A 17,817-nucleotide genomic window follows, 5' to 3' on the forward strand; every position below is an offset into this window, starting at 1 on the left:
CTTAGTCATGCTTGTTCAGGCGACGGTTGGCCGCCCAGCTCAGGGCACGCCACAGCAGGAAGGCGCTGAGCAGCACGCTGATCACGGCCAGTACGGTCAGCAGCACCGGGTGCTCGGACAGTTGGTACCACAGCAGCAGATACCATGGCAGGTTGCCGACAAAGTACTGGTCACCCACCAACTGGCTGTAAACACCACTGCTGCGGATCAGTGCTGCCGAACCCGCCACTGCATCCAGCTTGCCGCTGTCGCCCAGAACCTCGCGCAACAGGTTGTAGTCAGCATCGTCATTGGCCAGCAGGGCCACGACACTGCGCTGGTTATGGGTTGGCGATTGCATGCCCAAGATAGCTGCAATCGGCGCCTGGGCGGTGACTTCAACCTTGTTGGCTGGCACATTGCGGGCGTCGGTTGATGGGGTACGGCGATTGTTGGCGTCAATACCGCTGGTGCCATGGGGCTGGACCAGCATGTCGCGCTGGCGTTGCAGCAGTACGCTGAGGTCCGGGTTGTCACGCAGATCAGGTGCCATTTGCCCCAGTACCAGCAGATCGGCATCGGCCTTGGAGGCTGATTGCCAGTCATCGGTCAGGCGCAGGCCGAAAGCCGGGTAACCAGAGCGGGCAGAAATGCTGGCAACGGTTTCCAGCAGGGTGCTGATTTGTGTAGGGCTGGTGTCTTTCGGGACCACCACGATGGATTCGGACATGTCGGCCATGCGGCTGAACGGGAAACCACTGCGGGCAAAGGCCTTGAGGTCCGGCATGCTGATGTAGTGGTAATAGCCGGACATATCGATGGTGGAGTCTTCGTCGATAATTGCCTGGGTATTGCCCGGCAGAATGGTCTGGCAACGTTCTTTCTGCGAGCTGCCCATGGTGCTGGCGAAGTTGAAGTCGAAACGCAGACGGTTACGGTCACCGATTTTCAGCGAAGGTACGATCAGCTTGTCATTGACGTTGGCCGAGTCATTGGAAAGCACCGCCAGGCGCAGTTCTTCCAGGTTGCTGGTGTCTTTGCGCAGCAACGGCAGGCTGGTGAGGAACTGGTCGTTGAGGCTGATATTCAGACGCGAGTCATCATTGGCCGACGGCGCGGTGTAGCGGTACTGGGTGCGCAGCGGGATGCCCTGGTTGCGCCATACAAACAGGTCTGGCGGCAGGTTGATGTCCAGGGTAATGGCGCGTGGTACCAACCCGCTGACTTGCAGCTGTTGCGGGTAAGTGACCAGTTCGGCAAAGCGGACCGGGCGGTCGGTGCGCATCCAGGCCGGAGCATCGTAGGGTTTGCGCGGTTGCAGTTCCTGAACCTTGTCGATGGTCACCCGTGAGCCGCGCAACAGGTTGCCGCCCAGGGCCAGGGCCTTGGCCGCGGTGGCCAGGTCGTCTTCGTTGCGCCCCATGACCAGCAGGATTTTGCTGTAAGGCGCATCCGGGTGGTTGATCATTTCGACCACAGGCGCGGTCACGGCCGGGAATTTCTCCAGGTCGCTCATAAACGCAGGGCGGTGGTCGTTGGTGGCGAATACCACGGTAGGTTGCACCGCGTCCTTGTCCTGCACCCCTGGCAGATTATCCAGCACCACCGGGAAATGCGCTCCACGCCAGTTGGACTGGCTACCGAAGTAGGAGGCCAGAATGGCAGCAGCTTTCTGTTCGCCCAGGGTCGGGTTGGCCGCGAATACAAACGGCAGTTCCAGTTTGCCGCTGTTGCGCGGGTCAAAAAACGGCAGCGGGAAGAACGCCAGGTCGTTTTGCAGGCTCAGCGCCTGTTCTTGCAGGGTGATCCCGCTGCCACGGCTGATATTGACCCACAGGGTGCTGTTGGCCGGGTCTTCGCAGAATTCGGTGTAATGGCCGACAAACTCCAGGCGCACGCGGTTGAAGTCCGAAATCAGGCGCGGATCCAGTGGCATTTTTTGCGTGGTTTTGCGCCCCAGTTGATCTTTCTCGATCGGCACCACACCCATCAGGACATCGTTGAGGTACACCCGGATATGGGAAACCGTCGGGATCAATGAAGGCGAGGGGGTGTATTCCAGTTGCAGGGTGGCGTCACTGGCAATCCGGTCCCGGCGCATGCCGAATTCCACCTGATCAGCACTGTTGATGCCCAGCAGCAGGGAGTCACCGGGACGTCCCAGTTGCTCAAAGGTGTAAGTCACCGGCCAGCTTGGCAGCACCTGATCGGTCTGGGCGAACGCAGGTTTGGGCAGCGTTTCGGCCACCGGTGAACTGCCCGGCAAGGGCAACGAGGCCGCCATCAGTGATGAGGTGACGGCCATCAGCGCGAGGCTGGCGAAAATGGATTTTTTAGTTATACGACTCATGATCTGCTCACTGGCCGGGAAATAAGAGGGGTGGATGTGGGCATGCGCGGCAAGAAGCTGCCCAGCCACTGAAAGATGTGCAAAAAGGGTTTCGCCAACACGCGGATCCACGCCGGCAGATATTCATACAGACGGTAGTAGCCCTTGATGCCCAGGGCCAGGATCTCCTTGAGACTCTGGATTGGCTTATCGGCTTCAAACCCGCTGTTGTGGTCAAGCCAGGCATCGGCGCGGCCAAAGGTGCATTGCACGAAGGCAATTTTTTCTTCCGGCGGCAACAGGGCAAAGCTCAAACCGATAAAGCGCTCATGGGAGCGGGTCAGGGTGCCGGTGAACACAAACTCGCGGTTGCCACGTTGCAGAATCAGCGACACCGGGGTACCGACAGGCAGTTGCACGGCCTGGCTCAGTTGCAGGCCCACGCCGCCGTCCGAGTAGTCCACCAGCTCACAGGGGTAGCTGTGCCCGTCCGCCAGTTTGACTGCTCCTGGCAGGCGCGCGAGTACCCGGTGCGTGTTACGCACCTGGCGCACTTCGGCGGCAACGGCCACCGCAGCACCGATGATCAGCAGGTTGTAAATCACCCACAGCACACTGACGATGACGGTGAAGATTTCATCCCTGGGGCCGTAGAACAAACGCCATACGGCAAAGCCCAGGCCGAGCACATTGAGCACAGACAGAATCAGGTAGGGCTTGGCGGTCTGCCAGTCGAACTGGTTTTCTTCCATCATGCCGCCCTTGGCGGTGACGTTGAACTTGCCCCGCGACGGGCTGAACAAGGCCACCGTGGTCGGCCGGGCGATATACCAGGCCAGCACGGTTTCGTACACCTCACCCCAGAATGTCTGGCGATAGGCGCCTTGCATCCGTGAGTTGGTCAGGCTGGCATGGATCATGTGCGGCAACACATACAGCAGGATCATCACCGCCGGGGCGTAAATGATGTAGGCGTGGAAAAACAGGAATGCCAGGGGCGCGGTGAGGAAGACCAGCCGCGGCAGCCCCACCAAGAAGTGCATCATGGCGTTGGTGTAGCATATGCGCTGGAAGATCGTCAGGCCCTTGCCCAGCAGCGGGTTGTCGGTGCGGAATATCTGCACCATGCCCCGCGCCCAGCGGATGCGCTGGCCGATATGCGCCGACAGGCTTTCGGTCGCCAGCCCGGCAGCCTGCGGGATGCGCAGATAGGCCGAGGTCCAGCCATTACGGTGCAGACGCAAGGCGGTGTGGGCATCTTCGGTCACGGTTTCAACAGCAAAGCCGCCAATCGAGTCAATCGCGGTACGCCGCAAGATGGCGCAGGAGCCGCAGAAAAATGCAGCGTTCCACATGTCGTTGCCGTCCTGGATCAGGCCGTAGAACAATTCACCTTCATTGGGACGGTTACGGAAAGTGCCCAGGTTGCGCTCGAAAGGGTCCGGCGAGAGGAAGTGGTGCGGGGTTTGCACCAGCGCCAGTTTCGGATCGCGCAAAAACCAGCCAACGGTCAATTGCAGGAAGGAGCGGGCGGGCATGTGGTCACAGTCAAAGATCGCCACCAGATCGCCGTCGAGCAATTTCAAGGCATGGTTGAGGTTACCCGCCTTGGCGTGACGGTTGTCGGTGCGGGCGATGTAGTTGATGCCCACTTCTTCGGCGAAGGTCTTGAAGCTTGGGCGGTTGCCGTCATCAAGCAGATGGATACGCAACTTGTCTTTCGGCCAGTCGATTCCCAGCGCCGCATACACGGTGCCACGGGTAACAGACAGCTCTTCGTTGTAGGTGGGAATCAGCAGGTCCACCACCGGCCACTGCTCGGTGTCGGTCGGCAACTGTGCCGGTTTGCGATTGAGCGGCCATGAAGTTTGCACATAGCCCAGCAACAGGATCAGCCAGGTATAGGTTTCGGCCACCAGCAAGGTCAGGCCGCACACCAGATCGAAAGTGTCGTTCCAGTTCAGGGTCGAGGTATAGCGCCACCACAGATAGCGGCACGAGACGATCACCGACAGCACGATCAGCAGCAATGTCGGAAAGCGCCCCGGCATGCGGCGCACCAGCATCGCCAGCATCCACAACAGCACTACAAACACCAGTTGCGCGAGGAAACCGAAAGGCTCGGTAATGCACAGCACAATCAACGCCAGGGCCAGTACGCCCATGGCGATATATAGGCCCTTGCGCAACGGCCAGCGCATATTGTCCCACCAGTGCGAGCCTTTGGTGACTTGCGGGCTGAGGGTGACAGGCAAGTGGGCAAAGGCATTGGACAGCAAGTTCCACGGCCGTTGCACGATCATCAGCAAGGCCGACACGAAGCTGGCGGTACGCTGGCGAAAGCGTTGGCGGCCGATCTGGTTATGGTTGGGTGAGCGTACCAGCAGCAGCCACAGGGTTTGCACCACATAACGCAGTGGGTCACCGATGGTCGAAGGCTTGTCGGCTAGATGCGGGTACAAACGCCGATGCTGCTCACGCACGGCTTGCCAGCTGGGCGATTCAAGGCGCAGGAAAATCCAGCCCAGCGCTTGAAGCAGTGCCAGGGTAAATGCGGTAAACCGGGTGCAGTTCTGCTCACGGCGCAAGTGTGTGTAGGGGAACCAGTACCTGATCATTCCAGCCTCCTGCCGCGCAGCAGGCACCAACTGGCCAGGCTGATAATGTCCAGGGCAATCAGGCTGGCGGGAGCATATCGACCGGCAGGCTCGCTTCTGGCCAGGGCTTCGCCCATGGCTTCATCGGCATGCAGGTTGACTGGCACCAGTGCGTGAGAGTAACGCTGTTGCCAGATCAGCAGCAGATCACGCTGCAACTGGCTGGCGGCATCGAAGCGATTGACCAGAAACAACGGGGTTTGCGCCAGCTGTGGTTGCAACAGCACATGGCAGGCCGCATCGGCGTTAATCACCAACATCGCAATACTGCAGTGCGGGTTGGTCATATGGCCCGGCAAGCGTTGCGGCAGGTCGAAGAGAATCCAGTCAAAACCTCCCGCCAGTGCAGCCTGACGCTGGCTCCAGAGTTTGGGCTGCTCAATCAACAGGGCGTCGAGGGCAAAGATCTCGCTCGGTTTCAGTTGCCCATAGGGCAATACGCACAGGCCGGGCTCTACCACCCAGGCCTGCTCATGCCAGGGCTGCTGATCCAGGGTTGCCCGTGCCCAACCTTCGCGGGGGGCAAGGTCCATATTGAAATGCAGACCCAGGGAGTTCTCCGGGCACATATCCACCAGCAACACTTTCTGCCCCAGCTCATGCAGTGCATGCCCCAGGGCCGCCAGTGTTGAACTGGTGCCGACGCCACCGCGCACGCCACGCAAGCTCATGGCGATCATGGGGTTGGCTCCGTGTCTTTGCCAAGGTCCAGGGGCTGCTTGTAATGCGCTTCAAGATAGGCCAGCAAGGGCCAGCGTTCGAAGGCCTGGAGCAGCTCCATATGTGCCGACACATCGACATATTCCAGGGCGTGCAGCTCCATCATGGATTTAAGCCGGGCAATATCATCGGCCCGCTCTTTGCGCGAAAGGATATCGGCGCTTATTTGAACCGCTGTGGGTAAGGCAGCCATCCGCCGTTCTCCTTGATTCGCACATAAGGTTTGCCGTTGTAATCGAGCACGACGGTCCCTGAGTTTTCCGATACTTTCGGGGTTTGTGGCAGATCGGTCAGTACTTTTGACCAGTCCACCGCCTGGCTCTCGCTCAGCGCCGGGTCCGCATACAGGCGGGCAATGATTTCTGCCACGGCCAGGTAGCTGCTGGGTTCACTCACGTGGATCGGCTGGGTTTGAGCGTTGTCGCCCATATTGATCAGCTTGATGCCCACCGGTACATGAGTGATGGAGTCACTCGGGATTTCGCGCATGCCGGCAATCTGCATGCGGTCACCGTGCAACGCCGCGCCATGCTCGGGCACGATGGCGACCACCACACGACGACCACTTTTTTGCAGCTCTTTAAGGAACGCATTGAGGTCGTCGAGCAGGATCTGTGCCCGGCTGCTGTACTCAGCCGCCTGGGTGCCGCCGTCGGACTGCACCTGACGGTTACCGTCGTGCAGGCTGGTGGTGTTGTAGAACAGCGCCATATTCGGCGTGTCTTCTGCCAGGCGGTGCTGCCACCATTTGCTCAACACATCACGGTCACGCCAAATCGGCGAACCATCGAAACCGACATAGGTACGCGGCAGGCCGGCAGGCACAACTCCCAGTGCCGCAGGCGGTAACTGGCCCTGTTCGCGCACTTCCTGGAGGAAACCGTCGAATTCACCGGTGTGGTTAAGCATCAGCTCATTGGAGAAGCCCAACTTGCGCAAATCATCGAACAACAGGCACTGATCGGCCGGTTGCTTGTACAGCTGCGCGTGGGAGGTCTGGCCGCAACTGGCGCGCAGCAAACGGATGGCTGCCGGGCCGCTGTAGGCAGTGGCCGAGTTGAAGTTATCGAAGATCACGTCCATCTGGCTGAACAGCGGGTTGTCACGCAAGCCCACGGCATCCAGGTCGTCCCAGGCCATGGAGCAGATATTGATCACCAGCAGGTCGAACGGCGGTGGCTTGACTGCCGGCTCCTTGAACTCGACCTTGCGGGTTGATTCGTTGAGATAGAACTTCTCCAGATAACCATTGAGCGTGGCATCGTCCGGCTCGCCCGCGCTGGTGGTTTGCCCGGCCGTGGCGGTCTGCACCCCGGCCAGTTGCGGTTGCACAGAAGGTGGCAACAGCCATTGCAGATTACCCATGCCCAGCCAGGCAAAACCCAGCAGGGTGAGGGTAGTCAGGCGCAGCCACTGGTTGAGGAATAAATAGCCGACAAACAACAGCAGCAACAGGGCGCACACCTGCCAGTCGATAAAACGCCCCAGCAGCTCAATGATGTAGTCGAAGGAAAAGTTCAGCACCCCGGGTTGTGCCAGCAGGCGGCTGAAGGGCGGGAACCAGGTGTCCTGATACAACAGGGCAACGGCCACCGGGATGGCAATCAGCGTGCGCAAACGGCGCAGCGCCGGGTTGGCAATCGGGATCAGCAACACCGCAGCAAAGATCAGATTGGGCAATATCTGGATATTCAGATGGCCCGTCCAGGCCAGCAGAAACTTGGCCAGGAAATACAGGTTCCAGGCCCCCAGACCGGTCCATGATCCGGCAATCTTGTGCGCCGGTGCGTCAGACTTAAACAGACTCATCAGGCGTTCTCTGAGCAGGGCTGGCAGGCATGCGACGGCGAACGCCACACGATTTCAAATAACGGGGTGAGAGGTACTGCTCGAAATGACTTTTCAAGTACATCCGCATGCGCTGCCAGAACAGCGTCAGCAGTACGGTCACCACACAGGTCAATGCAATGACATCGATAAGCTCAAGGAACGTCATGACTTTGGCTCACTGATAGGCAGTGTGAATTTTTGAGGGTTTAACGCGGCATGCTGGTTCAAGCCGGGTATCGTCACCGTGGAGTGGGTCTCGACGGGGATATGCAAGTGCGCGGGTACCGGGCCTGCTTTCATAAACGTGTCTGCTGGCAGATCGGACAGCCCGCTGAGCATGCGCCTCTGGCTGAACAGGTCACGCCAGGGCAGGCGGCAGACATTGCCCAGTGCCGGTTCCAGTCCGTCTGCGCGGCAAGCGAACAGAAACAGGTACAGCTCACCGTCCAGCAGGCAGGCAAAGTCACCGAACCGACGCAGGCACATCTGGTTCAGGAACAGTTCCTCGCCAATGCCGGGCACTGGCTCGAATTTCATCAGCTGGTGGGTGACTTCGCCCGAGCTGTCCCTGTAGATCTGCGCAACCGCGTCAAAAAACTCACGAGGACTCACCAGCCCGCGAATTTGCGGCGGTCGCTGGCGGTCGAGCAGAGTCTTGAAGTCGATGTTTTGGGTGTACTGCCAGCGCTGGCCCTGAATGCTTTCGATCATGCTCAGAAAGCGCGAGAGCAGAGTGCCGTCGGGTACGATCAGGTTGGCCCCGCACGCCAGTAGCAGACGTTCATCGCGATAGCGCACCGAGGGTTCCATTTCACGCACAACGATTTTCAACTCCGGCCCGCAATGTTCGCGCAAGTCGTGCAACTGCTGGGCAAGCTCGAGTAGCTGATAGCTATTGTCGATGCCCACAATCACGGTAGCGGCGCGAGCTGACTGGGCCTCTTGCAACAAGGCCTCACGGTTCTCGAACAGGTACCAGTGCTTGGACATGGACGGTGCGCCCTCCAGTACGGAACGCTCGGCCAGATACACGTGCTGATCGTCAGCCACCCGGGGTTGAGTATCGACCTCGCTTTTGGGGATCAGGCGCAGGGTATTGCCCTGGTCCGACAGCTTGAATTCCTGCCCGGCAGATACCCCCAGATCGCTGTGCCAGAAGTGCAGCTGGTAGCGCAGGTCGCCGTTATAACGATACAAACGGCTTAGACCGGAGAGGGTCTGATTGTTTTGCAACAACTGTGCATGCAACAGCGCCGCTTCACCGTGGGTGATCACCAGCAGCGTCGCGTTGCGCTCCAGCAGCCAGGCACGCATGCGCTCGAACCAGCGTTGCAGTTGCGCCGCCGTGGTGGTTTCGGCCCAGCTGTTGGCCGGCAGGACCAGCAGGATCTGACTTGAGGGGGCAAGACCGGTACGGGCAAGGTCGCGGGTCAAGGTGGCCAAACCGGGTTCGATGGACCTTTGTGCAAGCTCGAACAGTTTGAGTTTTTCCGGACCGCGATCGGCCGCCATATCGCTGACCAGCCCTTGTACCGAACCGGTACTGGCAATCAGCGTGGCAGGCACGCTTTCAGGTATCGCTTCAAGAAATTGCCGAGCAAGCAGTTTTGCGTCAGCCGAGTGATCGACCGTGACCCAATACAAGCCGCCTGCACGCAACACGATGTGTTGATCCGGCAATCCGCTTATGGCCAAACTGATATGAACCAAGCGTAACGTCCCCCCAGGGAAAAGCATTTATTAAGGCGTTTTGCTGCTGCCATTCATTTACAACTACCACCTGTCGCCTTGAAGGTTTTCCTTTTATGGCGCCAATAGAATGACTATCAACATCTTACAGATCACGCCCCAGCTATTTATTCTTCTGCTGTGTAGCCTGCATTATCTTGGACAAGCGTAGTACTACACTCGAATGCGTGTGAGAAAGTACGCAGCTTATCACTGGAAAATTTTCAAACACATGGCTCCCAGCGAATAAATGTCAAAAAAATACCGCCACTGCGCATCTAGCCATTTAATTGGCACAGTGCTTATGAGAACCCGTATTAAAGGCCTTCGCACGCCAGCCCGGCTATCTGGTTGTAATGTTTATGAGAAAATCGGGGAAAGAGGGTGGAAAATACATGGCTGGCTTTCTGAGAGGCCTTTTGCGTGCTATTGCTTACGTGGGTTCATAGTGAACTGTGTCATTCAGATCAGGCTCGCCCTCAGAGCCTGACCCCGCCACTGAAGTATCCATGAGGTGCAGATATGCCAGTCAAGCACGACTTGTTACAGGACTTGGGGCTCACAAAAGAGGCCGTTAGCAAGTTTCGCAGCGAAAACCCGCATCTGAATCAGCTGTTTGTGCAGTACGGCGAAAAGGATGCCGAGGTCGTTGAAGCTGAAGCCAACGATGCCATCGGCGTCCCGGATGATGTATTGCGCACGCTCAAGGAGCAGCGACTGCAAATCAAGGATAAAATTGCGCAACTATTGAACGCTTAAGTCACCACAAGCTGCAGGAAGTAGATATGCCTCACATCATCAAAATTGTTGCCACGCTGCGTGCCAGGCCCGGCCATGGCAAAACTGTCGAACAGGCACTGCGCGCCTGTGTCGAAGGCTCGCGAGCCGAGCCGGGCTGCCGTTTCTATGACTTGCACGTGGATCGCACCGACCCCGAGCGTTTTGTATTTATTGAGGGTTGGGCGGATATGGGAGCCATCGAGCATCACAAAACCACGCCGCACTATCTGGCGATGGCCCAGGCCGTGAGTGATCTACTGGCCCACCGCGAGGTGTTGCTGCTGGACGAACTGAGCGTTTAAAGCACGGTTTGATGGCGCAACACGATGCGGCGGCCCTGAACCGGCCGCCGTTTTTTGGCAGGGTTTAAAAAAGCGCGGCATCCAGTTCGAACAATGATTCGCTGCCAGCCCGTATGGCCTGTTCCAGGCTCAGGGTGCGCGGCAACAGGCGACTGAAATAGAACTCTGCAGTTGCCAGCTTGGCGGCATAGAACCCAGGGTCGCTGCTCTGTGAGTGGCGGGCCACATCGGCCATGCGCGCCCAAAGCCAGGCATACGCCACATAACCAAACAGGTGCAGATACTCGACACAGGCGGCGCCCGTTTCATTGGGGTTGGTTTTCGCCTGTGCCTGCAACCAGTCGCTGACATCTTCAAGGCGCTGCACAGCGCCCAGCAGTTCACTGGCATAAGGCTTGCCGGGTTGAGCCGCGAAGTCACGGATTTGTGCGGTAAACAGGCGCAGGTTGACGCCGCCATTGGCGATCACTTTTCGGCCCAGCAAATCCAGTGCCTGGATGCCGTTGGTGCCCTCATAAATCTGCGCGATGCGCACATCGCGAACCAGTTGTTCCTGGCCCCACTCACGGATGTAGCCGTGGCCACCGAACACTTGCTGGCCCAGCACGCAACTGTCGAAGCCGGTATCGGTAAAGAAGGCTTTGGCCACCGGTGTCAGCAAGGCCACCAGCGCACTGGCCTGTTCTTGCTCAAGGGGCTCGGTGGAGAACTTGGCCAGGTCGAGTTGCTGGCCCACGTAGCTGGCAAATGCCCGACCACCTTCGGTCATGGCTTTCATGCTCAGCAACATGCGCCGCACATCGGGATGCACGATGATCGGGTCGGCCATTTTGTCAGGCGCCACGGCCCCGGTCGGGGCGCGACTTTGCAGACGCTCACGGGCATAGGTACGGGCATTCTGATAGGAGGTTTCGGCGCAACCTATGCCTTGAATGCCGATCGACAGGCGCTCGTAATTCATCATGGTAAACATTGCTGCCAGGCCCTTGTTGGCTTCACCAATCAACCAGCCCTGGGCATTGTCAAAATTGATCACGCAGGTAGCTGAAGCCTTGATCCCCATCTTGTGTTCGATGGAGCCGCAGCTGACGGCATTGCCTTGCCCAAGCGAACCATCGGCATTGACCAGCACCTTGGGCACCAGAAACAGCGAGATACCCCGCGGCCCGGGTGGCGCATCGGGCAGTTTGGCCAGAACCAGATGGATGATGTTTTCGGTCAGGTCCTGGTCGCCGCCGGTGATGAAAATCTTGCTGCCATTGATGCTGTAGCTAGCATCCGCCTGCGGCTCGGCCCGGGTGCGGATAATCCCCAGGTCGGTGCCGCTATGGGCCTCGGTCAAGCACATGGAACCGGCCCAACGACCTGCATACATCGGTGGCAAGTAAGTGTTTTTCAGTGCCGCGCTGGCGTGGGCGTCAATGGCCAGGCAAGCGCCACTGGTAAGTGCCGAATACAGGGCAAAGCTTGAGTTGGCGCCGTAGAGCATTTCTTCAAATTGCACAGCGAGCATTTTCGGCATGCCCAGCCCGCCAAATTCGGGGTTGCCCGACAGGCCGACCCAGCCGCCTTCGATATAGGTGCTGTAGGCCGATTTAAAACCTTCGGGCGTTGTGACCTTACCCGCATGCCATTGCGCGCCTTGCTCGTCGCCACTGCGGTTGAGCGGGGCTATCAACTGGCCGGTGACCTTGGCCGCTTCTTCGAGAATTGCATCGGCAGTATCGGCATCGACATGGTCGGCCAATGCCGGCAGACGGGCCCAGAGTGCAGGGGCTTCGAATACTTCGTGCAAAACAAAGCGCATGTCGCGCAGGGGGGCATTGAATTCTGGCATGACAAAAAAACCTCAAGGGAGTTCTGTGGCAACTGCTGTTGTGGGAGCGGCGCGGTGTATCTGGGTGAACAGGCTGATGCCATCGCAGGCAAGCCAGCTACCACAGGTTTTTGCGCCACCCACACAGGGATCAGTGTGATGGTTACAGGGCCTTGGCCATGTCGCGCAGGACGTACTTCTGGATCTTGCCCGTCGAGGTTTTGGGCAGCAGGGTAAACACCACGGTACGCGGCACTTTGAAGCCGGCCAGATGATCGCGGCAAAAGGCGATAATCTCAGCCTCGCGCACCAACGGGTGATCGGCCTTGAGGGTGATAAAGGCGCACGGGGTTTCACCCCATTTCTCGTCCGGGCGAGCAACCACCGCCGCCTCCATCACCCCTGGGTGGCGATACAGCACGCCCTCGACCTCGATGGTGGAAATATTCTCGCCACCGGAGATGATGATGTCCTTGAGACGGTCACGAATCTCGATATAACCGTCCGGGTGACACACCGCCAGGTCGCCGGTATGGAACCAGCCACCCTCGAACGCTTCGGCGGTAGCGCTGGGGTTCTTCAGGTAGCCCTTCATCACCGTATTGCCGCGCATAAAGATCTCGCCCATGGTCTCGCCGTCACGGGGGGTGGGCACCAGGGTTTTCGGATCGGCCACCATCACGCCTTCCAGCGTCGGGTAGCGTACGCCCTGACGGGATTTGATCTGCGCACGCTCGGCCAGGGGCTGTTCATCCCACTTGTCATGCCAGGCACAGATGGTCACCGGACCATAGACTTCGGTCAGGCCATAGACATGGGTCACCTTGATGCCCATTTCTTCCACGGCACCAATCACCTTGGCCGGCGGTGCCGCACCGGCCACCATCGCGTGTACCGGGTGGTCGATCGCGGCCTTGGCGGACTCGGGCATATTGACCAGGGCATTGAGCACGATCGGCGCACCACACAGGTGAGTCACCTGATGCTCGCGAATCAGGGTGAGGATTTTTTGCGGGTCAACCCGGCGCAGAAACACATGCACGCCGGCCAGTGCGGTGATGATCCACGGGTAGCACCAGCCGTTGCAGTGGAACATCGGCAAGGTCCACAGATACACCGGGTGATTACCGATGGCCCAGACCATCTGGTTGCCCAGGGAGTTGAGGTAAGCGCCGCGGTGGTGATAAACCACGCCCTTGGGGTTGCCGGTAGTGCCCGAGGTGTAGTTCAGGGCAATCGCCTGCCACTCATCAGTGGGCCACTGCCAGTCATAGTCAGGGTCGCCTTCGGCGAGCAATGCTTCGTAGTCCAGATTGCTCACTGGCTGGCCTTCGCCGTACTCGGGGTCATCCACATCGATGATCAGCGGCGGGTGGTCCAGCATGGCCACGGCGGCGTGCACCACGTCATGGAATTCACGATCGGCAATCAGTACCTTGGCTTCGCCGTGGGCCAGCATAAAGGCAATGGCTTCGGCGTCCAGGCGCACGTTTAGGGCATTGAGCACGGCACCGATCATGGGCACCGCGAAATGCGCTTCCAGCATGGCCGGGATATTGGGCAGCATCACCGCCACCGTATCGCCCTGGCCAATTCCGCGTCCGGCCAGGGCACAGGCCAGGCGGCGGCAACGGCTGTAGGTCTGCGCCCAGGTACGGCGGATGGAACCGTGAATCACGGCAGGGTAATCGGGGTAGACGCTGGCAGTACGTTCGATAAAGCCCAGCGGGGACAGGGCAGTATGGTTTACGGCAGTCGGCCCAAGGCCGTGCTCAAAAATCGACATGAAGGTCATTCCGGTGGCTGATTGTTAGCTCTATGGCTGCCTGCTCTGCCGGTGGCGAGCGGGTCAGTTTGATGTCCGGTCTGACTTATAGCCCACTCAGGGTTTGATATGGAAGTAATACCTAAGCACTATAGTAGTTGTACCATATGAAAAATGCATGCTCAGATGCCGGGACGCCCAATGCCGCTTTCCCTGTTGCTCCATGATCCTCAACCCACTGTAGTGCTCGACGCAGACGGCCTGGCGCTGAAAGCGAACCGGGCGTTGAGCCTATTGCTTGGGGGCAGGGCCCTGCATCACGCAAGCACTTTGCTGCCGGGTAATCTGCCTGAGCTGGTGCGCGCTTGCCTGCAACAGGGCAGAGCCATTGAGCAGGTTGAGGCGCACTGCGACCAACAGATCTGGCTGTGGACACTGATCCCCGACCTCGACAACCAATGCGTGGTAGCCCGAGGTCGCGAGGCCAGTACCGAGTTACTGGCCGAACGCGAAGCGGCGAGGGCCCGGCGCCTGTACCGGCTGATTACCGAGAACACCACCGACCTGATCTCCCGACATACCCCCGACGGGCGCTTTCTTGATGCCTCGCCGGCGTCCTGGACCCTGCTGGGCTATTGGCCCGAAACCCTGCGTGGCACATTGGCCCAGCGCCTGTTCCACTGCCAGGACCTGAAGCTGGCGCTGCGCCAGGCCCGCGATGCCTTGCAACTCGATGGCTATCACACCATGACTTATCGCATTCGCCATCACGCGGGGCATTACCTGTGGTTTGAGACGGCCAGCCGGGCCATACGTGAAACCTATACCGGCGCCGTGGTGGAAGTGGTCAGTGTGTCGCGGGATATCACTGCGCGTATCCATGCCGAAGAAAACAAGCGGCGCCTGGCCGAGGTGGTAGAGGCCAACCCTGATCCGGTGTTGTTTATCGACCCGGCTGGCGGGGTGTCGTACCTCAATCCGGCTGCGCGAGGCCTGCTCGGCTTGCTGCCTGCACAGGGGATGCCCTCACTGGCCGCTTTCTTGCCTGCGCAAGTGCTGGCCACGCTGGAGTCCAATGGCTGGCGCAGTGCCGAGGAACAGGGATTGTGGAGCCACGAAACGCGCTTGCTACCCTTGAATGGCGCACCTTCGATACCGGTATCGCTCCTGCTGCTGGCGCATCGCTCGACCGCAGGTGAACGATTTTTCTCGCTGATGGCGCGGGATATGCGCGAGCGTGAATTGCGCGAAGCCCAACAGCGTCATCATCAGGATGAAATGGCCCATACAGCGCGGTTGGTCACCCTGGGTGAACTGGCCTCAGGGATTGCCCACGAAATCAATCAACCGCTGGCGGCGGTGGTCAATTACGCCAATGCCAGCCAGCGTTACCTGCAAACCCTGGACAGCAACCCTGTGGCTGTCGAACGCGTGGCCCAGGGGCTGGAGCGGATCAACCTGCATGCCAATCACGCTGCAGAAGTGATCAAGCGCCTGCGCGGCTTTTTGCGCAAGGGTCGGCGCAACCTGCAAGCGCTGGATATCAGTGAGGTGGCACGCCAGGCAGTCAGCCTGTGTGCCTGGGAGGCCGGTGAGCGCCATGTCACCATCGAGCAGCAACTGCCGGATTCACTGCCACCGGTCTACGCCGACCGGGTGCTGCTGGAACAGGTGCTGCTCAATCTGCTGCGCAATGCCATAGACGCCAATAACGAGCAATTGCCGGGGCAGCCTTCGCGCATCATCCTGCAGGCTCAGGTCAAGGATGGTACAACCTTGCAAATCAGCGTGCAGGATCAGGGGCCGGGGGTGAGTGCCGGGCAGCTTGAGCAAATGTTTACGCCGTTTTACACCAGCAAGGCGGATGGCCTGGGGCTGGGGTTATCAATGAGCCGCAGCATCGTCGAAGGTTTTGGCGGTGAACTCGATGCCCGCCCGCAAACCAGCGGCCTGCTGATGTGCTGTTGCCTGCCGTTGCTGGCCTCACTTAAAACAACAAGAGAGTAAAGATGACAACCCAAACCCGGTCTGTGGTGTACGTAGTGGATGACGATCAGGGCATGCTCGATTCGACCGTCTGGCTACTGGAGTCCGTGGGTCTGAATGCCATGGCGTTTACCGGTGGGCAGGCTTTTCTGGATGCCTGCGACCCTGCACTCAGTGCCTGCGTAGTACTGGATATCCGCATGCCGGGCATGGGCGGCCTGAATGTGCAGCAAGCGCTGCAGGAACGCGGGATCAAGATGCCGGTGATCTTTGTCAGCGGCCATGCCGATGTGCCCATTGTGGTACGGGCCTTCAAGGCAGGTGCCCATGATTTTATCGAAAAGCCCTACAACCAGCAGCTGCTCCTCGACAGCGTGCAGCAGGCCCTCAGCGGTGGCAGTGCGCAGCAAACGGCGAGCCAGGAGCAGACAGAGCTTGAAGAGCGCCTGCAGAGCCTGACGCCCCGCGAGCGGGATGTGTTCCTGCCTCTGGTCAAGGGCTACACCACCCGGGAGATTGCCGAGCAACTGGCGGTCAGCCCCAAGACCATCGACCTGTATCGCTCCCGGGTGATGAAGCGCATGCAGGCGCAGCACCTGGCTGATCTGGTGGGCATGGCCATAGCTGCCGGGCTGGTTGATCCACTCAAGCTGCGTTAGCTGCCAGTGGGCTGTTGTAAAGTTCAGAATCGATACATTACGCACGCTTTATCCGGACGCGTCCTACAACCCTTATATCTCCCTCGGCAATAGACTGTGCTGCCGAAAAGGAGATAGGCGCATGGCTAACCACGGTTATATGAGTATCACCGGAAAGACGCAAGGACTGATTTCGGCGGGGTGTTCAACCCAAGACTCTATTGGCAATAAATGCCAGAACGGGCATACCGACGAAATCATGGTGTTGTCTTACACCCACAACATGCTCAATATCGGAAATATTAACAAACCAACACATGGTCCAATCTTTATCACCAAAAACGTTGATAAGGCCTCGCCACTCCTCGCACAAGCACTCTCAACCAGAGAGGAAATAAACGGCACAATCAGTTTTTATCGAGTGTCGTCTTTTGGTCTGCAAGAAAAATTTTATTCCGTTTCGATTAATGGCGGGATTATTTCTGACCTGACCCTTGAAATGCCCCATGCCATATTGCAAAACGACGCAGAGCCTCAAGAGCAAATTGCTATTCGTTACCGGGAGATTACGTGGACCCACCACGTTGCCGGCACCAGCGGGTATAGCACATGGGGGAATGATGAATGAAATCAACCAGCGAAAGTTGCACGCCTGATAGCTGTGATTATTGGATGGTTAGCCAGGCTGCCGCAAGGCTGGGGAGCCAAGCCAGCACATTAGGCGCCAGATATATAAAAGATGGCACGTTGCGCCTGCAATTCAACAGAGAGGTTGCTTATTACGCCAGAGCCATTGTCAATGATGTTTCTCAAGGTAATAAAACCGCTGAGCAGGGATTGAACGAGCTAAAGGATGAGCAAAACAGCCTGCTCAGCCAGGCAAAAGATGTAGCCTTGCGCGGGGCGGGCGCTATCTCGGGAGCGCTTCAGTTTGCTGCAGGTGCTGGCATTTGCTACGCCTCACTGGGCACGCTTTGCCTTTTGGCGGGTGCGCCCATGATGCTTAACGGCGCTAATAGCACCTATGAAAACGGACGCAACCTTTTCGAGAATCGTTCCGATACTGTAGGGCCCCTGAGAACGGGTTATCGCGCCATTTCCGGGATGCTGGGGAAGGGTGATTGTGAAGCCGATGTGGCCTATGGAGTGGTTGACTTGAGTTCGTCAGCCTATGGTATAGGCAAAATGGGGCGGCCGCGAAAACTGAGTGCAACACCTGACCTTTCCGGTACGGTGCTGCCCCTATGTCCTATTCCGAACTCAGCGTTGAAGAGCGCGCGATCATTC

The 17,817-nt window shown here is 58.7% G+C and carries 15 protein-coding genes; 6 read left to right on the forward strand and 9 right to left on the reverse strand.

From position 1 onward, the window contains the following. Position 1: 1 nt before the first annotated feature. The 7 genes from bcsB to bcsE are packed head-to-tail and all read right to left on the reverse strand — an operon-like array spanning position 2 to position 9,225. Positions 2–2,329 (reverse strand): cellulose biosynthesis cyclic di-GMP-binding regulatory protein BcsB, encoded by a 2,328-nt coding sequence (gene bcsB, locus ACZRMH_RS15740; RefSeq protein WP_464014187.1) that lies wholly within the window; start codon positions 2,327–2,329, stop codon positions 2–4. Next, on the reverse strand, positions 2,326–4,926 hold the full coding sequence (gene bcsA / locus ACZRMH_RS15745; RefSeq protein WP_464014188.1) for a UDP-forming cellulose synthase catalytic subunit: 2,601 nt from the start codon (positions 4,924–4,926) through the stop codon (positions 2,326–2,328). Before bcsA ends, bcsB begins: the two co-directional genes overlap by 4 nt. Beyond that, on the reverse strand, positions 4,923–5,645 hold the full coding sequence (bcsQ, locus tag ACZRMH_RS15750) for a cellulose biosynthesis protein BcsQ (protein WP_464014189.1): 723 nt from the start codon (positions 5,643–5,645) through the stop codon (positions 4,923–4,925). The genes bcsA and bcsQ overlap by 4 nt, the downstream gene beginning before the upstream one ends. Continuing rightward, on the reverse strand, positions 5,642–5,878 hold the full coding sequence (gene bcsR, locus ACZRMH_RS15755; protein WP_464014190.1) for a cellulose biosynthesis protein BcsR: 237 nt from the start codon (positions 5,876–5,878) through the stop codon (positions 5,642–5,644). The genes bcsQ and bcsR overlap by 4 nt, the downstream gene beginning before the upstream one ends. Next, positions 5,848–7,494: a cellulose biosynthesis protein BcsG gene (gene bcsG, locus ACZRMH_RS15760; RefSeq protein ID WP_464014191.1), complete on the reverse strand. Its 1,647-nt coding sequence runs from the start codon at positions 7,492–7,494 to the stop codon at positions 5,848–5,850. The genes bcsR and bcsG overlap by 31 nt, the downstream gene beginning before the upstream one ends. Further along, on the reverse strand, positions 7,481–7,681 hold the full coding sequence (gene bcsF / locus ACZRMH_RS15765) for a cellulose biosynthesis protein BcsF (protein WP_095000196.1): 201 nt from the start codon (positions 7,679–7,681) through the stop codon (positions 7,481–7,483). The genes bcsG and bcsF overlap by 14 nt, the downstream gene beginning before the upstream one ends. Beyond that, complete coding sequence (gene bcsE / locus ACZRMH_RS15770) at positions 7,678–9,225, reverse strand: cellulose biosynthesis protein BcsE (RefSeq protein WP_464014192.1); 1,548 nt, start codon at positions 9,223–9,225, stop codon at positions 7,678–7,680. Before bcsE ends, bcsF begins: the two co-directional genes overlap by 4 nt. A 540-nt stretch (positions 9,226–9,765) precedes the next feature. Between bcsE and ACZRMH_RS15775 the strand changes: the two genes are divergently transcribed. Together ACZRMH_RS15775 and ACZRMH_RS15780 are read left to right on the forward strand one after the other, a co-directional pair. Next, the gene (locus ACZRMH_RS15775; protein ID WP_464014193.1) at positions 9,766–10,002 is read left to right on the forward strand and encodes a YdcH family protein; all 237 of its coding nucleotides are present in this window, start codon (positions 9,766–9,768) and stop codon (positions 10,000–10,002) included. A gap of 26 nt (positions 10,003–10,028) precedes the next feature. Next, on the forward strand, positions 10,029–10,325 hold the full coding sequence (locus ACZRMH_RS15780) for a putative quinol monooxygenase (RefSeq protein WP_464014194.1): 297 nt from the start codon (positions 10,029–10,031) through the stop codon (positions 10,323–10,325). A gap of 64 nt (positions 10,326–10,389) precedes the next feature. Here the strand turns inward: ACZRMH_RS15780 and ACZRMH_RS15785 are convergent, their stop codons facing one another. Then, entirely contained in the window at positions 10,390–12,162 is a 1,773-nt protein-coding gene (locus ACZRMH_RS15785; protein ID WP_464014195.1) for an acyl-CoA dehydrogenase C-terminal domain-containing protein, read from the reverse strand. A 142-nt stretch (positions 12,163–12,304) separates the two neighbouring features. Beyond that, positions 12,305–13,927: an acyl-CoA synthetase gene (locus ACZRMH_RS15790; RefSeq protein ID WP_464014196.1), complete on the reverse strand. Its 1,623-nt coding sequence runs from the start codon at positions 13,925–13,927 to the stop codon at positions 12,305–12,307. Positions 13,928–14,107: 180 nt separating this feature from the next. Here ACZRMH_RS15790 and ACZRMH_RS15795 point away from each other — a divergent pair, with 180 nt between their 5' ends. From ACZRMH_RS15795 to ACZRMH_RS15810, 4 genes are all read left to right on the forward strand, one after another. Then, a complete protein-coding gene (locus ACZRMH_RS15795) occupies positions 14,108–15,913 on the forward strand; it encodes a PAS domain-containing sensor histidine kinase (protein ID WP_464014197.1) in 1,806 nt (601 codons plus the stop codon). A gap of 2 nt (positions 15,914–15,915) precedes the next feature. Beyond that, positions 15,916–16,551: a response regulator transcription factor gene (locus ACZRMH_RS15800; RefSeq protein WP_464014198.1), complete on the forward strand. Its 636-nt coding sequence runs from the start codon at positions 15,916–15,918 to the stop codon at positions 16,549–16,551. Positions 16,552–16,672: 121 nt separating this feature from the next. Then, on the forward strand, positions 16,673–17,158 hold the full coding sequence (locus ACZRMH_RS15805) for an Hcp family type VI secretion system effector (RefSeq protein WP_464014199.1): 486 nt from the start codon (positions 16,673–16,675) through the stop codon (positions 17,156–17,158). Beyond that, a partial coding sequence (locus ACZRMH_RS15810; RefSeq protein WP_464014200.1) for a DUF4225 domain-containing protein occupies positions 17,155–17,817 on the forward strand: 663 nt, incomplete at its 3' end. The genes ACZRMH_RS15805 and ACZRMH_RS15810, both read left to right, overlap by 4 nt.

Source organism: Pseudomonas sp. B414, from assembly GCF_055408445.1.